The sequence below is a fragment of the Sphingomonas sp. SORGH_AS_0879 genome (assembly GCF_030819175.1).
Lineage (GTDB): Bacteria > Pseudomonadota > Alphaproteobacteria > Sphingomonadales > Sphingomonadaceae > Sphingomonas.
Window position 1 is genome coordinate 1667183 of sequence record NZ_JAUTBJ010000002.1, and the last position, 19820, is coordinate 1687002.

The window sequence follows — 19820 nt, forward strand, 5'->3', positions numbered from 1 at the left end:
AGCTCCCAGCCGTTTCAGGGATTTGTCGGGGGCGGCGGCCACGATGGTTTTCGTTGTTCCGATCTTGATCTTTATCAAGTTTGGTTGGACCGATCGGGTTGGGGGTCATTGGACAGAAAGATGATGGCCTCAGTGATATCCGCCGGTTCGGCACTGCGGCCCGTCGGGATGCCGTCCTTCAGCTTGGCGATCAGCCCGGTATAGGTCAGTGAGGAGTTGACCACGTTGACCCCCACGCCGGGCACCAACAGGCGTCGCGCGACACCGTTCCCCGAAGGCTTCGAGAATGCGCGTCGGGAACACTCCGACAGAAGCGCATGCTTTGGGAGCGCGAGGCAAACTCGCAACGCATGATCGGGCCCACTGGCGCGGGACATGAACATTATTTTATGTTGCGGAGCGGAGCGGCATTTCGCGCTTTCTCGCTTCCATCGACGAATGGTGGAGACGTCAGGATGAATCGACGCACGGCGCGTCGCGCGATGGGCGCGGCGGTCATGACGGCCATGGCGGCTGCGGCCCAAGCGCAGGATGGTCGGATGCCCGACAAGGCTCCCGGCGCGGATCGGCCCGTGCTGGGCCAGACCGAGCGGGACGCGCCGTTCGCGACCGAGTCCGCGATGGTCTACCCCAGGACGATCGGCTGGCCGGAGGGGCGGACCCCCGTCGCGCCGCGCGGCTGGCGCGTCACCAAATTCGCGGGCGGGCTCGACCATCCGCGCCAGGCGCTGATCCTGCCCAATGGCGACGTGATCGTGGCGGAGGCGCGCACCGCCCTGAAGCCCGACCTCGAACCCGAACAGGCGCGGGCGCGGCATATGGCGCGCGGCTATGGCTATTCCGCCAACCGGCTGACCCTGCTTCGCGATGCGGACGGCGACGGCGTGGCGGAGCAGTGCCATGTCCTGCGCGAGGGGCTGAACCAGCCCTTCGGGATGCAATATGCGAACGGGCGGCTCTATGTCGCCAACACCGATGCGGTACTGAGGTTTCCCTATCAGCCGGGGCAGACGCAACTGACCGGCGCGCCGCGCACCGTGGTCTCGCTTCCGGCGGGCGGGTATAACAATCACTGGACGCGCAACCTGCTGCTCTCGCCAGACGGACGCACGCTGTATGTCTCGGTCGGCTCCGCCTCCAACGTCGCCGAGAACGGTATGGACGAGGAAAAGCGCCGCGCCGCCATCCTCGCCATCGACCTGTCGAGCGGGCGGGAGCGGCTTTACGCCTCGGGCCTGCGCAATCCGGTGGGGATGGACTGGGCACCGGGGTCGGGAACGCTGTGGACGGCGGTCAACGAGCGCGACCATTTCGGCGATGATATCTCGCCAGACTATCTGGTCGGCGTTAAGGAGGGCGGCTTTTATGGCTGGCCCTATAGCTATTACGGCAAGCAGGATCCGCGTCATGCCAACAACCGGCGCGATTTGTTGGCGACGACCCTGATGCCGGATGTGGCGGTCGGTGCCCATGCCGCCGCGCTCGGCCTCGCCTTCGCCAAGAACACGCCGGCGGACGCGCAATATGCCTATGTCGCGCGGCATGGGTCGTGGAATCGATCGACGCTGAACGGCTATGACGTGCTGGTCGTCCCCTTCGCGCAGGGCCGCCCGACCGCCGCGCCGCAGCCCTTCCTGACCGGCTTCGTCGCCGACGCCAAAAAGCGGGAGGTGTTCGGTCGTCCGGTCAGCGTCCAGACGCGCTCCGACGGTGCGCTCTATGTCGTCGATGATGCCGGGGATACGGTCTGGCTGGTCCGACGCGCCGGATGATGCTCCGGCTCGCGGGGCTGCTCGCGCTGCTTCCCGCCGCTCCGCTATGGGGGCAGAGCGTGCCGCTGGTCGATACCGAGGACGCCACATTGTCCTCGGTATCGGTGGGCGGGGGCTGGGGAGGGGGCGGGATGCATCCGATCCTGACCCTGGACGTGCGCAACGGCGATTATGCCCGCGCGACCTATGACCAGGACGGACCGGGGCTGGACCGCGTGTCGGTTCATATCGGTATCGGGCTGGCGGTGGTGCTGGATCGCGATGGGGCGGGACGGGGGCGCTGGTTCCTGACGGGGCAGAGTTCCAATGGCTTCCACGCGCCGTCGCCCGGCGAGCGCAGCCGCCCGCGCGCTTTTTACGAAAGCAACACGATCGCGGCGCTGGCGTGGCGTCCGGTCGAGGGGCTGACGGCGGCGCTCGCCTATGCGGTGAAGACCAGCCCCAACGGCGTCGATCCCACGACACAGGAGGCGAGCGTGACCATGGCCTGGACCGGCAAGGACGCGCTGGGCGATCTCGGCCCCAATATCGTGGTCACCCGGCGGACGCAGGGCGATGGCGGGTTCTTCACGCTGGCGAGTCTGTCGCCGTCGCAAAAATTGGGCGAGGGCGAGGATGCGGCGCAACTCTCCCTGCCGTTGGCGTTCGGCATGGGTTGGGATGGTTTCTACGGCGAAGGTCTGGGCGACCGCGCCTATGGCAGCGCGGGGTTTGCTCTGTCGCAACCGCTGACGCTGGGCGGCGCGAAGGCGACCTTGCGGGCGGAGATATTGGCGCTGATCCGCGACGGGGCGCTGGCCGCATCGGAAGCGCCCAATGCGACCAGCGACCGGATCATACCACTCGCCACCCTGTCCTTGCGGATGGGGTGGTGAGCGGCGTGGGAATCAGCGCTTGGTGAAACCGCCGATCCCGGCGATCGCCAGCTTTTCGGCGGGCTTGGACATTTCCGCGAAGGTCAGCCGCAGATAGCGGACCGGGCGGACGCTGGTGAAGGGCAGGCGCTGGGTCGAGAGGGCATAGGCGATGTTGGAGAATTCGCCCGACCCCGCCGGGGTCCAGCTTTTCCCGTCGACGCTCGTCTCCGCGACATAGCCGCGCGGCGGGGCGGCGTCGATCATCACCTGGCGCGAGGGGGTCAGGCTGAAGCCCGCGACATCCTGCGTCTTGCCCATGTCGATGGTCACGCTGGCGGGCTTGCCGGGCGTGGGGGCAGGTTGGACCCAGATGGTCTTGGCGTCATTGTCGAGCAGCTTTTCCGCCCCCGGCGCGCTGGCCGTGACGATGGCCCAGCCCTTGCTATCCATGACCGTCGGGTCGCTCGACACGATGGCGGGGACGGGGACCGGCGCGACGCTTTTGAAGAGCGAGATCTCGCTGATCGCGGGGCAGACGGCTGCGTCGACGATGCGCAGGCGTAGGCGGCGTGCGGTGATCGGCGCGGGCAGGCGGATGATCCGCTGTGCGCTGATGCACTCATGCTCGGCCAGTTGCTGCCATGCGCCGTTCACCTCGGCATCGACCGCGAAGCGCGTCACGCGGACGCCCAGCGGCAGATATTCGCGGATGCGGATCAGGTCGAAGCTGCGCCCCGGTGGCAGATCGAGCGTCAGGCTGGGCGTGGTCACGCCATCGGGTGCGGACCAATAGGTATCGCGGTTGCCGTCCAGCACTTTGGCCGCCTCGAACCCCTTGCCGCGCACATGGCTGGCGCTCGCCACCGCGCCTTGGGCGAGGTCGCTTGCGAAGCTGGCGCGGATCGCGTCGCCGAAGCTTTTCAGGATCTTCACATCCTGATCGGGGATGCGCCCGCGCCGGTCGGGCGGCAGGTTCAGGTTCATATTGGTGCCGCGCGCGACCGAGGTGTCGAAATAGTCGACCAGATTTTCAGGGGATCGGACCTTGGAATCCTCGTCGGCGTGATAGAACCAGCCGGGCCGGATCGAGGTGTTGGTCTCGGCAGGCCACCAGAGCGCCCCCCCGCGCACGCCCGAATTGCCTTCGGACTGGACGTACGGATGGTTCGGCATGGTCGGCCAGCAGGGATCGCCCGCCACGCCATCCTCATTGCCGACCCAGCGAATGTCCGCGCCGAGCGGATCGAAGGTGCAGGCCATGGGCTGGTGCTGGTGGACCAGCGCGATGATCGAGGGCCAGTTATAATATTTGGGCGCATCGATCTGCCGCGTCTCGCGCGCCCCGCCATAATAGCCGTCGCCGCCATTGGCCCCGTCGAACCAGAATTCGAACAACTCGCCATAGCCGGTGCAGAGTTCGACCACCTGCTTGCGGAAATACTCCACATAAGCGGGCCGACCATATTCCGGGTGGTTGCGATCCCAGGGTGACAGATAGATGCCGAACGCGAGCCCGGCGCGCTTGCAGGCGTCCGACATTTCGCGAACGATATCGCCCTGGCCGTTCTTGTAGGGCGCGTTGCGGATGCAGTGCTCGGTCAGCCGGGTCGGCCAGAGGCAGAAGCCGTCATGATGCTTCGCCGTCAGGATGATGCCCTTCAAATTCCCCGCCTTGGCCGCCGCGACGATCTGGTCGGCGCTGAAATCGCTGGGGTTGAAGGTCCTCGGGTCTTCGTCGCCATAGCCCCATTCCTTGTCGGTGAAGGTGTTCATGGCGAAGTGGATGAAGGCATATTGCTCGCGCTGATGCCAGCGCCACTGCCGCGCCGAGGGGACCGCGCCATAAGGGGCGGGGGCACCCGGCCCGGCTTTGGCGAAGGCGGGCGTGGCGGAGGCGACGAGCCCGGTGGCGAGGACGGCGCGGCGGGAGAAATCGGTCATCTTCAAGGCGGCTCCGGGAGGGATCAGGCAGGCAGGTGGTCGAAGGAGGGCGGGCGGTCCTTGGGGTTGCGACCAAAGGCGCGGTTGGGCTGCGCGCCCATGGTGAAGGACAGGGTGCCGCCCTTGGACAGCGTCGCATGGTCGATCCAGCTCTTGGTCCAGGGACGACCGTTCCAGGTCACCGACTGGATATAGGGCGTGGTCGGACCATTGCCCTTGGCCTCGATGGTCAGGGTTCGATCCCCGCCCATCGCCACCTGCGCCCGATCGAACAGCGGACCGCCGAACACATAGGCGCCGCTGACCGGATCGACCGGATAGAAGCCGAGCGCGGAGAAGAGGAACCACGCGCTCATCTGGCCGCAATCGTCATTGCCGATGATGCCGTCGGGCGCGTTCTTGTACATCTCGGTCAGCAGGCGGCGGACCATGGCTTGGGTTTTCCACGGCGCGCCGACATAGGCGTAGAGATAGGCGGCATGCTGGTCCGGCTCATTGCCATGCGCATATTGCCCGACCAGCCCCGAAATGTCCGGCGGCGCGTTCTTGGGCAGCGTCGAGGGCGCGTTGAACAACTCGTCCAGCCTGGCCTCGAACTTGGCGTCGCCGCCCATGTGGCGGATCAGGCCGTACACGTCATGCTGGTTGAGGAAGGTCGCCTGCCAGCCATTGGCCTCGGTGTAATCCCGCCACCAGGGCTTGGGCATATGGCCGAGTTGGACGGGATCATAATCCTTCCACCAGCTACCGTCATCGAAGCGCGGACGGGCGAAACCGATCGAGGGATCGATGACGTTGCGCCAATTGCCCGAGCGCTTGAGGAGGCGATCGGCCTCCGCCGTCTTGCCGACCCGGCGCGCGATGTGCGACGCGGCCCAGTCGTCATAGGCATATTCCTGCGTCCGGCTGACGCTCTCGAACCATTTGTCGGCGGGGACATAGCCCTTGGCGTCGTACAGGTCGCGGCCCTTGCTATTGTCCAGATCGGGCGCGGAGAAGTCGAAGCTGCGCTTGGCGATGCCGGGCCAGGCGGCGGCGTAATCGGCGGGAATGCCCTTCACCATCGCCTCGGCCATGATCGGCGTGCCGTGCCAGCCGATCATGATGCCCGTTTCCTTGCCCTGAAGCGTCCAGACCGGCGGGCCGTAGAGGCTCTGTTGGGTCTGGCGGATGACGTCCTCGATCAGCTTCCTGGCCTGTTCGGGCTGGGTCAGGATCAGCCAGGGGTGCAGCGCGCGGTACGTGTCCCAGGTGGAATAGGTGCTGTAGGCGAACTGGCCAGCGGGTGTCGTGTGCTCCCGCCCGTCCAGCCCGACGTAACGCCCGTCCACGTCGGAGAAGAGCGTCGGCGCGATCAGCGTGTGGTAATTGGCCGAGGCCATGATCGTCCGCTGATCCGGCGTCCCGCCCTCGACCCGGACCCCGCCCAGCGCGGTCGCCCAGTGGCGTTGCGCCGTCTCCAGCACGCGACCGAAGTCCCAATGCGACGCCTCCGCCGCCAGATTGGCCTTCGCCCCCGCCACATCGACTGCCGAGATGCCGCAACGGATCAGCAGCGGCGCATCGCCCATTTCGTCGAAATGAAGCGCCGCCTTCAACCGGTTGCCCTTGGCGTTGGTGCCCGCAACCGGCGCATCGCCGTCACCATAAAGCTGGATACGGCTCGGCCTCTTCGACAATTGCATCGCGAAGAAGATGCGCCGTCCCTTGGCCCAGCGGAACACGCGGCGGGTGCCGGTGATCGTGCCATCGGGCTCGATGGTCAGCTCGGCGTCGGTAATCAGCGGCCTGGCATCGCTCTTGTCGAGGACCAGGTGCGACAGGTCGATCAGGACATGGCCCGGCCCCTGGGGATAGGTATAGCGGTGCCACCCCGTCCGCTCGGTCACGGTCAGTTCGGCCAGAACGCCGGACTCCAGCTTGACCCGGTAATAGCCGGGTTTGGCCATCTCGTCGGAGTAGCGCTGGCGATAGCCTTCGTCCGGGTTGGACAGCGGCCCCGGCACCAGCTTCAATTCCCCGCGCGTCGGCACCACCAGCACGTCCAGCATGTCGCCGATCCCGGTGCCCGACAAATGGGTATGGCTGAACCCCATGATCGAGCCGTCGCCATGGTGATAGCCCGAACAGGTGTCCCAGCGCTCGACATCGGTGTCGGGGCTCAACTGCACCATGCCGAAGGGCAGGACCGCGCCGGGATAGGTATGACCGTCACCGCCCGTCCCGACGAACAAATTGGGTCGGGTCGGTAAGGCGGGCAGGCTGGCCATCACACCGCGAATGGGGAGGGCGGCGAGCGCGGTTCCGGCCAGGAGCGCGCGGCGGCTCAGGATCATGCAAAGGTCTCCCGCAGGACTTCCGGCCTCGTGGCCGCGACATGGACGACCAGTTCGCCGAACAGGCCATTGGCCCAGGCGAACCAGTCGCGCGTGAACTTGGTGGGATCGTCCATATCGACCCCTTCGTGAATGAAGCCGGTCCCGCCATGCGACTGCCGGATCATGGCGAGGCTGGCGCGAAGCAACGCCGGATCGGTCGAGGTCAGCGCGCGGGTGATGACCGACATGGGCCAGACCTGGCCCGGCCCGGTATGCGGGCCGCCGATGCCGCTGATTGCGCGTCCTTCGAAATACCAGGGATTGTTCCGGCTCCAGCAGGCCGCGACGGTGCGCTGCCACAGCGGATCGGCGGGATCGACGCAGCCCAGATAGGCGAGCCCCGAAAGCGAGGGCACATTGGCGTCGTCCATGAAGACGGCATTGCCATAGCCATCGACCTCATAGGCCCAGACCCGCTCGCCATTCGGCAGCGTCATCGTGCCGAACTGCCTGAGCGCGGTTTCGACTTCGGCACCGAGGGCTGTCGCATCCTGCGCCAAGGCGGCCTCGCCGACCGCATTCGAGAGCGCGGCCAATTCGCGAAGCACCGTCATCGCGAACAGATTGGCGGGCACGAACTGCCCGTACAGGCAGGCATCGTCCGAGGGGCGAAAGCCCGAATGGATCATGCCGTTCGGCCGCGTCGGCAGGCCGGTGCCGCGATACAGTGTCTCGGTCGGCTCGGGCGCGGACCGCCGGAAGCGATAGGGGCCGGGGCCGTCCTTGCGCTGCTGCTCGCGGAAGGTCTTCACGATCAGCGCGGCGGACGCCTTCCACTCCGCATCGAACGGCGTCGTGTCCCCCGTTTCGCGCCAATAGCCATAGGCCAGCCGGATCGCGTAGCAGAGCGAGTCGATCTCCCATTTCCGCTCGGCGACGCCGGGGTTTCATCTCGGTATCGTCGCTCAGCGCCCATTTCAGGTTCGTCCGGGCGCTCGGGTCCTGCATGAAGGCATTGGCGTAAGGATCGATCAGGATCGACCGCGCCTGTCGCCCGATCAGCCCCCGGAAGAGCCGCCCCAGCGCCGGGTCGCGCTTCACGAGGTGAAGGTACGGCCGCAACTGCGCCGCCGAATCCCGCAGCCAAAGGCACGGAATGTCGCCGGTGATGACGAAGGCGTCCGGCTTGCCATTCACCTCGCCCAGCGACAGGACGGTGGTGTCGAGCGTATTGGGATAGCAGTTGCCGAACATCCAGCGGAGTTCGGGATCGGCGATCATCTTCGAGACGCGGGCGATCTCCGCCTCGACCGCCTTCGACACGAAGCGGCGTTCGGCCACCGGCGGCCGCTTGCTGATAAGCGAAGGCGCGGCGGCGAAGGCCGGGGCGGCGGCCAGCGCCGCGCCCCCGGCGATCAGTTCACGACGGCTGGGCCTCACTTGGGCAAGTCCTGCGCCTGACCGGTGACGGTGAACTGCGTCCACTGGCCCGCGCCGTCACCCGGCTGGCCGCCGCCGATATAGAGATTGTACGTACCCGGCAGGATGCGGCGGCTGCCGTCGCGCCATACCTGGCTCATCAGGCGCGGATCGATGGTGAAGCGCGCGGTGCCCGCCTGGCCGGGCTTGAGCGCGACACGGGTGAAGCCGACCAACTGGCGTTGCAGCACGGGGTCGGTCATCACCGGCTTCTCGTCGGTGGTCGGCGGGACCAGATAGGCTTGCGCGACTTCCTCGCCGCTACGCTGGCCGATATTGCGCAACTGCACCGCGACCTCGACCGGCTGGCCGACGGCAACGCTGGCGGTCACGGTCGGCTGGCCATAGTCGAATTTGGTGTAGCTGAGGCCATGGCCGAAGCCCCAGGCGGGCTTGCCGGTGAAATAGCGATAGGTCCGCTCCTTCATGCCGTAATCGGCGAAGGCGGGCAGATCGGCGGTTGACCGATAGATGGTGACGGGCAGGCGGCCCGACGGGTTGACGTCACCCGACAGGATCTCGGCCAGTGCGGTGCCGCCCTCGGCCCCCGGATAGAAAGCCGCCAGCGTCGCGGCGGGCTTGAAGTCACCCAGCGACACCGCCGAGCCCGACACGACGACCGCGACCACCGGCTTGCCGGTCGCCTGGAGCGCGGCGAGCAGCTTGCGCTGCATCTCGGGCAGCACGATATCGGTGCGGTCGCCCCCTGCGAAGCCGGGGACCGAGACGCCCAGCGCCTCGCCCTCCAGATCCGGCGACAGGCCGACCACCGCGACCAGCACATCGGCATCGCCCGCGACCTTCAACGCCTCGGCCTGAAGCGCCTCGGCGGGGGGGAGCCATTGCAGGCGGAAGCCTTCGTCGCCGCCCTTATGGTCGATCTCGACGCGGATGCGGCGCGGCGCGCTGCCGTCGATCGCGGTTTCCAGCGTCTTGCCGCCGATCACGTCGTCGATAACCAGATGGTCGTCGATGTAGAGCTTCACCGCGTCATGCGCCGGGCAGGCATGCCAGCAGGCCGGGCCGTCGAGCCGCAGGCGATACTGGCCCGGCCCAGGCGGGGTCAGCGTGCCGGTCCAGCGGCGCTGGAAGGGCGCGACCTTGGTATAGTTGAAGTCGATGCGGCGGTCCTGACCCGCCGCCGACCACTGGCCGTTCGCGCCCAGTGTCTCGAGGGCGAGGCCGGTCTTGCCGTTCGCCGACAGCGCGGTTTCGGGCACGCCGACGAACGCCCCCTCGGCCAGCACCGAGCCTTGCGCATAGCGAATGTCGCGCCCGAACTTCGCGCGGATGCCCTCCAGCGGCGTCACCGGGTTGATCGCGGTGCCGTGGTAATTGGCCTCCAGCACGCCCAGATCATCGGCATTCGCACCGAACACCGCGATCCGCTTGCCCTTGAGCGGCAGCAGGTCGCTCGGATTGTCGAGCAGGATGATGCCCTTGCGCGCCGTCTCCAGCGCCAGCGCGCGATTGGCCGGGGTGGCAAGCTGGCTGGGCTTGATCCGGTTCCATGGGCTATCGACCGTCAGCATCCGCCGCACCGCCAGCGCACGGGCCAGCGCGGTGTCGATCTCACCCTCGGTCACCAGGCCGCGCTTCACCCCTTCGGGCAGCGACAGATAGGCCTTGCCGCAATTCAGGTCGGTCCCCGCGCGCAAAGCCGCCGCCGCCGCGGCGGGCGCGTCCGGCTGGGCATGGTGGAACATCCAGATATTGCCGACCGCGTCGCAGTCCGACACGACCAGCCCGTTGAAGCCCCAATCGGTGCGCAGCCGCTGGGTCAGCAGCATCGGGCTGGCGCAGACCGGCGTGCCGTGGATCGCATTGTACGCGCACATCAGCGACAGCGCCTGCCCCTCGGTGATCGTCGCGCGGAAGGCGGGAAGATAGGTCGCCTCCAGATCGCGCGGGGACACCATCACGTCGAAGCTGTCGCGCCCGCCCTCCGGCCCCGAATGGACCGCGAGATGCTTGACGGTGGCGATGACCTTGGGGTGCTTGAGGTCCGGCCCTTGCAGGCCACGGACGAAGGCGATGCCGATGCGGCTGGTGAGGAAGGGGTCCTCGCCATAGGTTTCCTGACCCCGGCCCCAGCGCGGATCGCGGAAGATATTGATGTTGGGCGACCAGATGGTGAGCCCCTGATACAGCCCGCGATCGGCGTTCAGCGGCCGGGAATTGAACTTCGCGCGCGCCTCGACCGCGACGACATCGCCGACCTTCTGGATGAGTGCGGGATCCCAGGTGGCGGCCATGCCCATCGCCTGCGGAAAGACGGTCGAGGGCCCGTTGCGCGCGATGCCATGCAGCCCCTCGCTCCACCAGTCATAGGCGGGCAGGTCGAGCGCGGGTTCGGCAGGGGCCTCGTTGACCAGTTGCGCCGCCTTCTGCTCGATGGTCAGCTTCCGTGCTGCTTCGGGAAGGGCGGGGGGAGCAGCCTGACCGGCGGCGGCGAGGAGGAGGAAGGGGATCACTGGGCGTCCTTCGGACCGAGGGTGTAGATGGCAAGCGTGCGCGCCAGCGTGGCGGCGTCCGCGTCACTCCGGATGGTGAGCGTGATGCTCTCGCCTGGCAACAGGTCGAAGCCATCGTCGGACGGTTCGGCGGCGATGGTGCCGAAATTGACCTGTACCTGCCGCGCGAGGTTGCGCGCGCTCAGCGTCAATTGCTTGCCCTCCCAGCGGGCGGTGATGCCGGGGGCGGGATAGGCCATGTCGCGCGGCACCTTCCGCTCGACGATCTGGCGCGCGATCGCCTTGTCGCCGTCGAACAGTTCGGCGACGGCGTAGCTGCTTTCGGGCGCGGCATTGGCGAACAGCGCTGCGTCGGGAATCATCGCGACATCGCTGGCCGAGGCGGCGGCCATGGTCACGCCGCCCGATTGCGAGCCCAGCTTGCGGCCGTCCATCGCATAGCCGGTGACGCGCCAGCCCAGCGGCTTGGGACTGGTCGCGTCCGACACCAGGGCGATCCGGGTCGCACCGGGCTTGGTCTCGGCCACGATGGTCTGGGGCGCGAAGAAGCGGCGGACCTCGTGCTGGAGCATCTTGTCATGCCCGGTCCAGTCGATGCTCGACCAACTGATCGCAGGCCAGCTATCGTTGAGTTGCCAGTAAAGCGAACCCAGCGTCACCGGGCGGCAGGCGCGGTGATGGCGCGCGGCGAGGCCGATGGCGCGCGCCTGCATCGCCTGGGACAGATAGACCAGATCGGCAAAGTCGCGCGGATCGCGCAGATTCTGCTTCAGGTAGAAGGTGATGCGGTCATTGCCTTCACCGCTCAGGAACTTCTGGTGCGCCTTCATCACCGGACTGTCGATGCGGAAGTCCGCCGGGTCGGCGAAGGTCGCGATGGTCGACAGGTCGGGGAAGGCCTGGAAGCCATATTCCGACATGAAGCGTGGGCAGCTATCGGTATAGCGCTCGACTGGCTTGGAGCCCGACCAGACATCCCAGAAATGGCGGTCGCCATCCTTGTCGGTGTCGGTCGGCCCTTCATAATCGGTCGAGGGCGAGCCGGGCCAATAGGGGATGCCGGGTGAATTCTTCGTCACCGCCTCGCGCAGCACGCGGTCGAACAGCACCGCCATGCCGGTGCCGATCCGTTCCTGTTCGTCCGGGCCGACCGCCTTCTTGAACGCCTTGCGATCCGACCAGTTTTCCCAACCCGACAGCACCTCGTTATTGCCCGCCCAGATGACCAGCGAGGGGTGCGATTGCAGGCGCGCGACCTGTTCCTCGGCCTCGATGCGGACATTCTCGCGGAACTTCGCGTCGGGGGGCGTCACGCTGCCGCCGAACATGAAGTCCTGCCAGACCATCAGGCCCAGTTCGTCGGCGGCGTTGTAGAAGCTGTGCTCGGGATAATAGCCGCCGCCCCAGATGCGGACCATGTTCATGTTCGCGGCGACCGCCTTTTCCAGCATCTGTCGCTCGGTCGCGGCGGAGACGCGCGCGGGGAAGGCGTCGAAGGGGATGACGTTGGTCCCCTTGGCGAAGATCACGTTGCCGTTGATCTTCAACCCGAAGCTACCCCCTTCACGGACCAGTTCGACGGTGCGCAGCCCGGTGCGCTTCTCCACCGCATCCGCGCCCGCCAGCGTGGCGTTGACCGTGTAGAGCGGATGCGCGCCGAAGCCGATCGGCTGCCAGCGCTGTGGGCGGGCGATCGAGACGGGGACGGTGACGTCATTCTCGCCCGCCTGCAACGCCACATCGCGGCGGACACGGATGCGGCGGCCATCGGGCCCGGTGACGGTGACGTCCATCCGTCCGGTCTGGGCACGGTCCGCCACCACCGAAGCGCGGGCGAGGATACGTGCCTCGGCATCGGTCAGCGCCTCCTGCTCAATGCGCAGGCCATCGATCCGCGCGGCGTCCCACGCCTCCAGCCGGACCGAGCGCCAGATGCCGATATCGACGATGCGCGGTGCCCAGTCCCAGCCATATTGGTACTTCGGCTTGCGGATATAGGGGGCGGTCTGAACGCCCTTGGGCTCGTCGCCATAGGGGGAGTCGTACTCGCCGGGCAGCGGATGCTTCTCGGCCAGCACCATCGGCTGGAGCGTCTTGATCGGCGAGGCGAAGGTGACGACGATCTCGTTCGCGCCAGCCTTGAGCAACGGCTTGGCATCCGCGCGCCAGCGGCGATGCGCATTGTCGGCGGAGAGCAGCGTCCGACCGTTCACGCTGACGGTCGCGAAAGTGTCCAACCCCTCGAACACCAGGTCCAGGTGATCGCGGCGGAGCATCTCCGGCGTGACGTTCAGCGAGGTCCGATACTGCCAGCCGGTCAGCCCCGCCCATTGGATCGGCGCTTCGTTCGCGCCCTTATAGGGATCGGGGACGATCTTGGCGGCGATCAGGTCCTGCTGCACGCTGCCCGGCACCGTCGCGGCCAGCCAGTTCGCCGCTTGGGGGTGCGCACGCGCGGCCTCTGCGTCCTTCGGATCGATCCGCACTTGCCAGCGGTCGAGTGTCGCCACCGTCTTGGGCGCGGCCAGCGCGGGGAAGGCCATGGGCAGGGGGAGGGCGAGCGCGGCCAGGATCAGGCCGAGGCGATGTTTCAAGCGGATGCTCCCAGAAACTGACGGCTTCGCAGGTGCCGCGAGCGGCAAGCCGATGGGTGAAATTCCCTGCAATGTCAGGCTCTTCTTTGGCACCCGCATCCCCTTGCTTGCCGGCTTATCATGCGCCGGTATTCTCATGATATGTTTTGGTATCATGGCAAGGCGGACCAAGGGCGTCCACCCTTTTATGAGGTTGCGAGCATCGCACCGGCGATGCAACCGATTGGCGGGTTATTGACGGGCGGCAGGCGGGTTCAGTGCGCGATACCGAGCGCCAGCAATCCAATCACCCAGAGCAGCAGGACAAGCTCCGCCATCACGCACAATATGATGGTCATGACCAGGCCGGACAGCCAGCCCAGCCCATAGGCCCCGCGCGTCTGGAAGAAGAGATGGACCGGGAAGGCGAGCAGCAGAAAGGCCTCGCCCGGCAGATGCGCCAGCTTCGCCCACAGGATCATCATCGCGAGCAACAGGCTGACGAAGCTGAGCGAATAGGTGACGAAGACCGCATGGTCGAACATCGCCACGCCGCGCTTCCAGATGAAGACCAGCCCCATGAAGGGCATCGACAACAGGATCAGCGCCCAAGAGAATTTATAGCCATTGGCCTCCATCTTGAAGAGGAGGAATTCCGGGTCGCGAATGGCATGGGCCAGCTTTTCGTCGAGCGATTTCCAGCCCGTTATGACCCGCTCTTCATGCTCGCCGTCGCCCGACGCAGTCGCCTTCGTCGCGCCACCGCCCAATGCGGTGCTGGTCAGTTCGAGCTGGCGATAGCGCTCCGCCAGCCGCGCACGCTCCTGGTCGACCGCCCCGACATTGCCCTTGTCGGCGAGGATGCTCGATCGCTGGCGGTCGAGCGCGGCGATCTGGCCCTGCGTCTTGACCGCCTCGGCATGGACTTCGGTCGCCGCTTCCCGCGCGTCCGAGGCGTTGATCGACCCGAAGCCCCCGAATATCGAATAGGCGACGTACAGCAGGAAGACGCCGAACAGATACAGCGCCAGCGGCGACAGGAAGCGCCGCCGCTCGCCCGCGATATAGCGCCGGGTCAACTCGCCGGGGCGGGTGAACAGGAAGGCGATGGTGCGCCACACCTGCCCCTCGATATGCAGGACGCCGTGGCTGAAATCATGCCACCACGCCCCCAGCGTCCGGTGGATATGCGAGGACTGGCCGCATTCATGGCAATAATGCCCGACCAACGCCGCTCCGCAATTCCGACAGCTTTCCCCGATCTGCGCGTGCATCCCATCCCCCCGATGCAAAAGCCCGTTGGCGAGACACGATAATTTTCGCGACCGCGCAAGCGCAAAGATGACCGCCGCGTCAGCTTTGCGCGGAGAGGCGCGTGTCGATAAGATCGAGTTCACGCCCCAGTTTCTGTGCCGTGCCGGAGCCGATCATCCGTGCGTTGAGCATCTCGAACACCACCCGCCGCTCGGCACGGATCGCGGCGAGGCGCATCTTGCGCTCGACCTCTTCGAAACGCTTGGCATCGGGATCGAAGTCGCCTTCCAGCGTGTCGATCCGGCTGCGATAGTCGTCCATCAGGCGCGAGGCGATCTCGACATATTGGTCGGCATCGTCGCGCCCCTCCGCCATTTCGTGCTGGAGCCGCTCCAGTTCGGCGATGGCGGCCTTGGCGGCGGCGACGCGGGTGCGGTCGAGTTCGCTGGCTCCGTCTTCGCTCGGCAAGGCGAGCCCGCGCAGCAACAGCGGCAGGGTCAGGCTGGCGATGACCAGCGATGACAGGATGACGCCACAGGCCAGGAAGATCACCAGATCGCGCGCCGGAAAGGGCGTGCCGTCGGTCAGCGTCAGCGGCAGGGTCAGCGCACCCGCCAGCGTGATCGCCCCGCGCGCGCCCGCCACCGACATGGCGGTGATGACCCGGCGCGGCGGGCTGGTGCGGCCCGGCATGTTGCGCTGGCGGAACAGGGTCAGGCGCAGCGCGACCCAGGTCCAGGCGAAGCGCAATGCCGCCAGTCCCGCGACGATGGCGAGCACGTACAGGCCCAGCCACCAGACGCTGTCATGCCCGGTCAGCATCACCGTGTCGCGCGCGCCGGCGAAGACCTGCGGCAATTGCTCGCCGAGCAGCACGAAGATGATGCCGTTCAGCGTGAATTGCAGCATGTCCCACACCGCCTGCCGCCGGATGCGCGTCGCGGCCTTGGCCCCGGACGAGACGTTGGTGAAGGACATGGCGATACCCGCCGCCGCCGCCGCCAGCACGCCCGAACTTTCGATATGCTCGGCGACCAGATAGGCGGCGAAGGGGATCAGCAGGCTGACGAGAATATTCGATCCGCTGTCATCGCCGAAGCGGCGGGCGAACAGCCCCTTGGCGGTGATCGTGCCCCAGGCGATCGCGACGCCCAGGCCGACGCCCGACACCGCCATCCACAGGAATGTAAGACCCGCTCCGGTCAGCGAAAACGCCCCCGTCAGCGCCGCCGCCACCGCGAAGCGCAGGCAGACGAGACCCGACGCATCGTTGAGCAGCGATTCGCCCTCCAGAATGTGCATCATCCTTTTGGGAATCGGCGCTTTTTGCGCGATGGCGGACACCGCGATCGGATCGGTCGGCGACACCACGGCGGCGAGCGCGAAGGCGACTGCATAGGGCATGGCCGGGATCATCCAATGGATGAACAACCCCATGCCCAGCACCGTCAGGAACACCAGCCCCAGCGCCAGCCCCAGCACCGCGCCCGCGTCGCGAAACAATTCGTCCTTCGGAATGCGCCAGCCGTCGAGGAAGAGGAGCGGTGGCACGAACAACAGGAAGAAGATTTCCGGATCAAGCTCCACCCGGATTTGCGCGATGCCCCCGATCACCGCGCCCAGCGCGATCTGCACCAGCGGGCGTGGCAGCGCCGAGGGCAACAGGCGGGAGATGACACCGCTCAACACCACGGCGAGCAGGAGAAACAGGCTGAGCGTAATGACGTCCAATCGGGGACCTTTCGGGTGCAGCGGTTGGAGCGGCCATGGCGACGAGCGGCACGACCGAGAAATCAGCGACAGGCGGGCCAAACCCGCACCGAATCGCGCGAAGCCCATGAATGACATGGGCGGCAAGGGTGGTTCAACCCGTTAAACGGGTTTTCGGGGGAGGGGGTGGTGGTTTGGGCCTCTTCCTCCCCTCGCAGGATTCCTCTGCGAAACGGCTCATTTGTGACAGAGGATCTGGGCGAGGCTGTCGCTTCAGGGATCCGGTACGGGCCTTGGTCAGCTTTGGCTGGCCGGTTTGGAGGGGCAGGATCGCTCCGGCTCAGCCAGCGGCAAGGATGGCGGCGCGTCTGATATTGTAGATGGTGGCAAAGGCGAGGAAGTCTGCGGCGTTCCGCTCGATCGACAGGCATCTGGTGCGCGCCTTGCCGTAGAGGCGCTTCATGGCGCTGAAGACCGCCTCGACAGGGGCGCGCCGTCTGGCGATGAGGTGGTTGCGCCGGGCCTGCCAGCGCGGCAGCTTTGGCATGTAGCGGTGCCGGCGATGCATGATGCGATCCTTGATCCCGGCCGCCTTCAGGGCCTTGCGACGCGCCTGGCCCTCATAGGCCCGGTCGGCATAGACCGCGCCTTCGTCGCCGCAGACCAGCGCGTCGGCCCGTTCGACATCCTGGACCCTGGCCGAGGTGAAGGCCAGCTTGCGGATCAGGCCCGAGCCCTCGTCCATGCCGATATGGAAGCGGTAGCCGAACACCGGCTTGCCGTCCTTGCGCGTCCAGTCGGCACCCGGCTCCTGGGGGTGCGGATCACCCGGCGCGATCCCGTCCCCGCGCGGGGGCTTGCGGGTCGCCTTGACCACCGAGGCATCAAGGATCGTCCCCCGCCGCAGCACCAGCCCCTGCGCATCCAGCTGCCGGTTGATCTCGGCAAAGCAGCGCTCCAGCACGTCCCCCGCCGCCGCCGCCGCGCGAAACCGGCACAGCGTCGTCTCGTCCGGCGTGCCGCCATCCAGCGCAAAGCCGCAGAACCGCCGGAACGACAGCCGGTCGAGCAGCGCCTCCTCCAGCCCGGGGTCCGACGGATCATACAACGCCTGTAGATACAGCGCCTTGACCATCGCCAGCGGCGCATAGGGCGGTCGACCCGTCCGACCCTGCCGCAGCGGCGACACCAGCGGCTCCAGCCGGCTCCAGTCGATCAGCCGCTCGATCCCCGACAGCTTCGCATTCGATCCCAAGCGCGGATCCATCAACGCTTCCACCAGCGATCGCTGCTCGACCATCACCATGCCCTCCTGCCCGCACAGTGAATCACTCAACCATCCTCATTGCCAGACGTTTCGCAGAGGAATCCTCGCAGGGGAGGAAGAGCGACCTACGCCGCCATGCGCAGGCTTCGGTCGATCGGGGCGAGGGCCGCCAGGAATTGTTCGGCGCTCGCCCGCCACGTGAAGCCCTGCCCATAGGCCGCACAGCGATCGCGATCGAGCGTCAGGGCTTTCGTGATGGCCCGCTCCAGTGCCTCGTCCATCACCCCGACCTGGGGGGTCAGCACATCCAGCGGCCCCTGCACCGGCAGCGCGGCGACCGGCGTGCCGCAAGCGAGCGCCTCGATCATCACCAGTCCGAAGGTGTCGGTCCGGCTTGGGAAGACGAACACATCCGCCGCGCGGTAGATGGCGGCCAGATCCTCACCGAACTTCGCACCCAGGAAATGCACCTGTGGATATTCTGCCGCCAAGGCCGCGCGGGCCGGGCCGTCGCCGACCACGACCTTCGATCCCGGTACATCGGTCGCGAGGAAGGCGGCGATGTTCTTCTCTACCGCGACGCGGCCCGCATAAAGCTGGACCGGGCCGGGCAGGGCGCGGACGACGCCGTCGCTTGGGCCATCGGCGCGGAACAGCGTGGTATCCACCCCGCGCCCCCAATGGCGGCTTTGCGGCAGGCCATGCGCCGCCAGCGCCCGCGCCACGCTGGGCGTCGAGGCGAGGATCGCGGCGGAGGGCGCATGGAACCAGCGGACATAGCGCCAGACGAATTCCGGGCTGACCGCCCGTATGCGCGCCGCGACATATTCGGGAAACTGGGTGTGATAGGCGGTCGTGAAGGGCAGCCCCCGGCTCAGGCACCAGCGGCGCGCCGACAGTCCCAGCGGCCCCTCGGTCGCGATATGGACCGCTTCGGGCCGGAACGCCGCCAGCGTCCGCCCGACTTCGCCCGGCCTGGGCAAAGCCAGGCGGATTTCGGGATAGGTTGGGCAGGGGACCGAGGGGTAAAGATCGGGCGAGACGATCGACAGGTCATGCCCCATCGCGCGCAACTCCGCCGCGACCGATTGCAGCGTGCGGACCACGCCGTTCACCTGCGGCGACCAGGCGTCGGTAACGATCGCGATGCGCATGACCCGTCCGTCCCTCTCGTTCAGGCGGCGATGGCGGCGACCGTCGGCAGATTGCGCCGCGCCTCCATCTCATCGCCCCAGTGCAGGATTTCCATCGTGCCGTCGAAATGCTCGACCAGCGCGGTGCAACCCTCCACCCAGTCGCCGTCATTATAATAGGTGACGCCGCCGATCTCACGGATTTCTGCGGTGTGGATATGGCCGCACACCACCCCGTCGACACCGCGCGCGCCCGCCGCATGAGCGACGACTTCCTCGAAATGCGAGATGAAGGCGACGGCGTTCTTGACCTTGGCCTTGGCGTGCTTGGACAGCGACCAATAGGGGCGCTTCATCCACCGCCGGACGATGTTGACCCAGCGGTTCACCTCCATCAGCGCGGTATAGGCGAAGTCGCCGACATGGGCGAGCCAGCGATGCGCCAGGGTGATCGCGTCGAACTCGTCGCCATGCAGGATCAGCAGGCGACGACCGTCCGCCGTCTCGTGGATCGCCTTGCGACAGATGGCGATGCCGCCGAAGTCCATGCCGGTGAACTGGCGGAAGATCTCGTCGTGATTGCCGGGGATATAGACGACACGGGTGCCGCGCCTGGCACGCTTCAGCAGCCGCCAGACCACGTCATTGTGCGCGGCGGGCCAGTAGAATTTCTTCTTCAGCCGCCAGCCATCGATCATATCGCCGACCAGATACATGGTTTCGCTGTCGACATGATCCAGAAAGTCGATCAGCATTTCGGCATTGCAGCCGCGCGTGCCCAGGTGGACGTCGGAAATCCAGATGGTGCGGTAACGGCGGCGTTCATTGCCTTCCGGCTCCGGCGTGACCGGCGCACGCGGAATGAAGTCAAGAATGGCGGCGTCCTCGTGCAATGCGCCATCGATCGGAATGCTGGTCATCGGCATCGGCGTTCCCCCACGCTTGAGCGTCGATGCTGTCATGCCCGTCATCTGTTACGCCCGCATCGCAGATCGGTGACAGAGGCAAAGCAGTTTCGTGACCGGTTCAAGTCATGGGCAAA

12 protein-coding genes and 1 pseudogene are annotated in these 19820 nt (G+C 66.7%); 2 read left to right on the top strand and 11 right to left on the bottom strand.

The features are described 5' to 3' along the window. Positions 1–74: 74 nt before the first annotated feature. On the bottom strand, positions 75–377 hold the full coding sequence (locus QE379_RS08700; protein WP_306999711.1) for a hypothetical protein: 303 nt from the start codon (positions 375–377) through the stop codon (positions 75–77). A 78-nt stretch (positions 378–455) separates the two neighbouring features. Between QE379_RS08700 and QE379_RS08705 the strand changes: the two genes are divergently transcribed. Both QE379_RS08705 and QE379_RS08710 read left to right on the top strand, forming a co-directional pair. After that, a complete protein-coding gene (locus tag QE379_RS08705) occupies positions 456–1772 on the top strand; it encodes a sorbosone dehydrogenase family protein (protein WP_306999712.1) in 1317 nt (438 codons plus the stop codon). After that, positions 1769–2647: a hypothetical protein gene (locus QE379_RS08710; protein WP_306999713.1), complete on the top strand. Its 879-nt coding sequence runs from the start codon at positions 1769–1771 to the stop codon at positions 2645–2647. Before QE379_RS08705 ends, QE379_RS08710 begins: the two co-directional genes overlap by 4 nt. Before the next feature lie 12 nt (positions 2648–2659). On the opposite strand, the gene QE379_RS08715 is transcribed toward QE379_RS08710, so the two are convergent. The 10 genes and pseudogenes from QE379_RS08715 to QE379_RS08760 all read right to left on the bottom strand — a co-directional run bounded on the left by QE379_RS08715 (position 2660) and on the right by QE379_RS08760 (position 19704). Further along, entirely contained in the window at positions 2660–4570 is a 1911-nt protein-coding gene (locus QE379_RS08715) for an alpha-L-fucosidase (RefSeq protein ID WP_306999714.1), read from the bottom strand. Between the two features lie 23 nt (positions 4571–4593). Then, positions 4594–6906, bottom strand: coding sequence for a GH92 family glycosyl hydrolase (locus tag QE379_RS08720; protein WP_306999715.1), 2313 nt, complete (start codon positions 6904–6906; stop codon positions 4594–4596). Next, positions 6903–8304: pseudogene (locus QE379_RS08725) on the bottom strand (glycoside hydrolase family 125 protein). Before QE379_RS08725 ends, QE379_RS08720 begins: the two are co-directional and overlap by 4 nt. Before the next feature lie 20 nt (positions 8305–8324). Continuing rightward, positions 8325–10841 carry a glycoside hydrolase family 3 C-terminal domain-containing protein gene (locus tag QE379_RS08730; RefSeq protein WP_306999716.1) on the bottom strand — a complete coding sequence of 839 codons (2517 nt, stop codon included), beginning with the start codon at positions 10839–10841 and terminating at the stop codon, positions 8325–8327. After that, entirely contained in the window at positions 10838–13435 is a 2598-nt protein-coding gene (locus QE379_RS08735; protein ID WP_306999717.1) for a glycoside hydrolase family 2 protein, read from the bottom strand. The genes QE379_RS08730 and QE379_RS08735 overlap by 4 nt, the downstream gene beginning before the upstream one ends. Positions 13436–13689: 254 nt before the next feature. Continuing rightward, complete coding sequence (locus QE379_RS08740) at positions 13690–14688, bottom strand: DUF3667 domain-containing protein (RefSeq protein WP_306999718.1); 999 nt, start codon at positions 14686–14688, stop codon at positions 13690–13692. Between the two features lie 79 nt (positions 14689–14767). Beyond that, complete coding sequence (locus QE379_RS08745; protein ID WP_306999720.1) at positions 14768–16399, bottom strand: Na+/H+ antiporter; 1632 nt, start codon at positions 16397–16399, stop codon at positions 14768–14770. A gap of 319 nt (positions 16400–16718) precedes the next feature. Then, on the bottom strand, positions 16719–17714 hold the full coding sequence (locus tag QE379_RS08750; RefSeq protein WP_306999721.1) for an IS5 family transposase: 996 nt from the start codon (positions 17712–17714) through the stop codon (positions 16719–16721). 56 nt (positions 17715–17770) lie between these two features. Then, entirely contained in the window at positions 17771–18799 is a 1029-nt protein-coding gene (locus tag QE379_RS08755; protein ID WP_306999722.1) for a glycosyltransferase family 1 protein, read from the bottom strand. A gap of 20 nt (positions 18800–18819) precedes the next feature. Then, a complete protein-coding gene (locus QE379_RS08760) occupies positions 18820–19704 on the bottom strand; it encodes a UDP-2,3-diacylglucosamine diphosphatase (RefSeq protein ID WP_307003142.1) in 885 nt (294 codons plus the stop codon). Between the last annotated feature and the right edge of the window lie 116 nt (positions 19705–19820).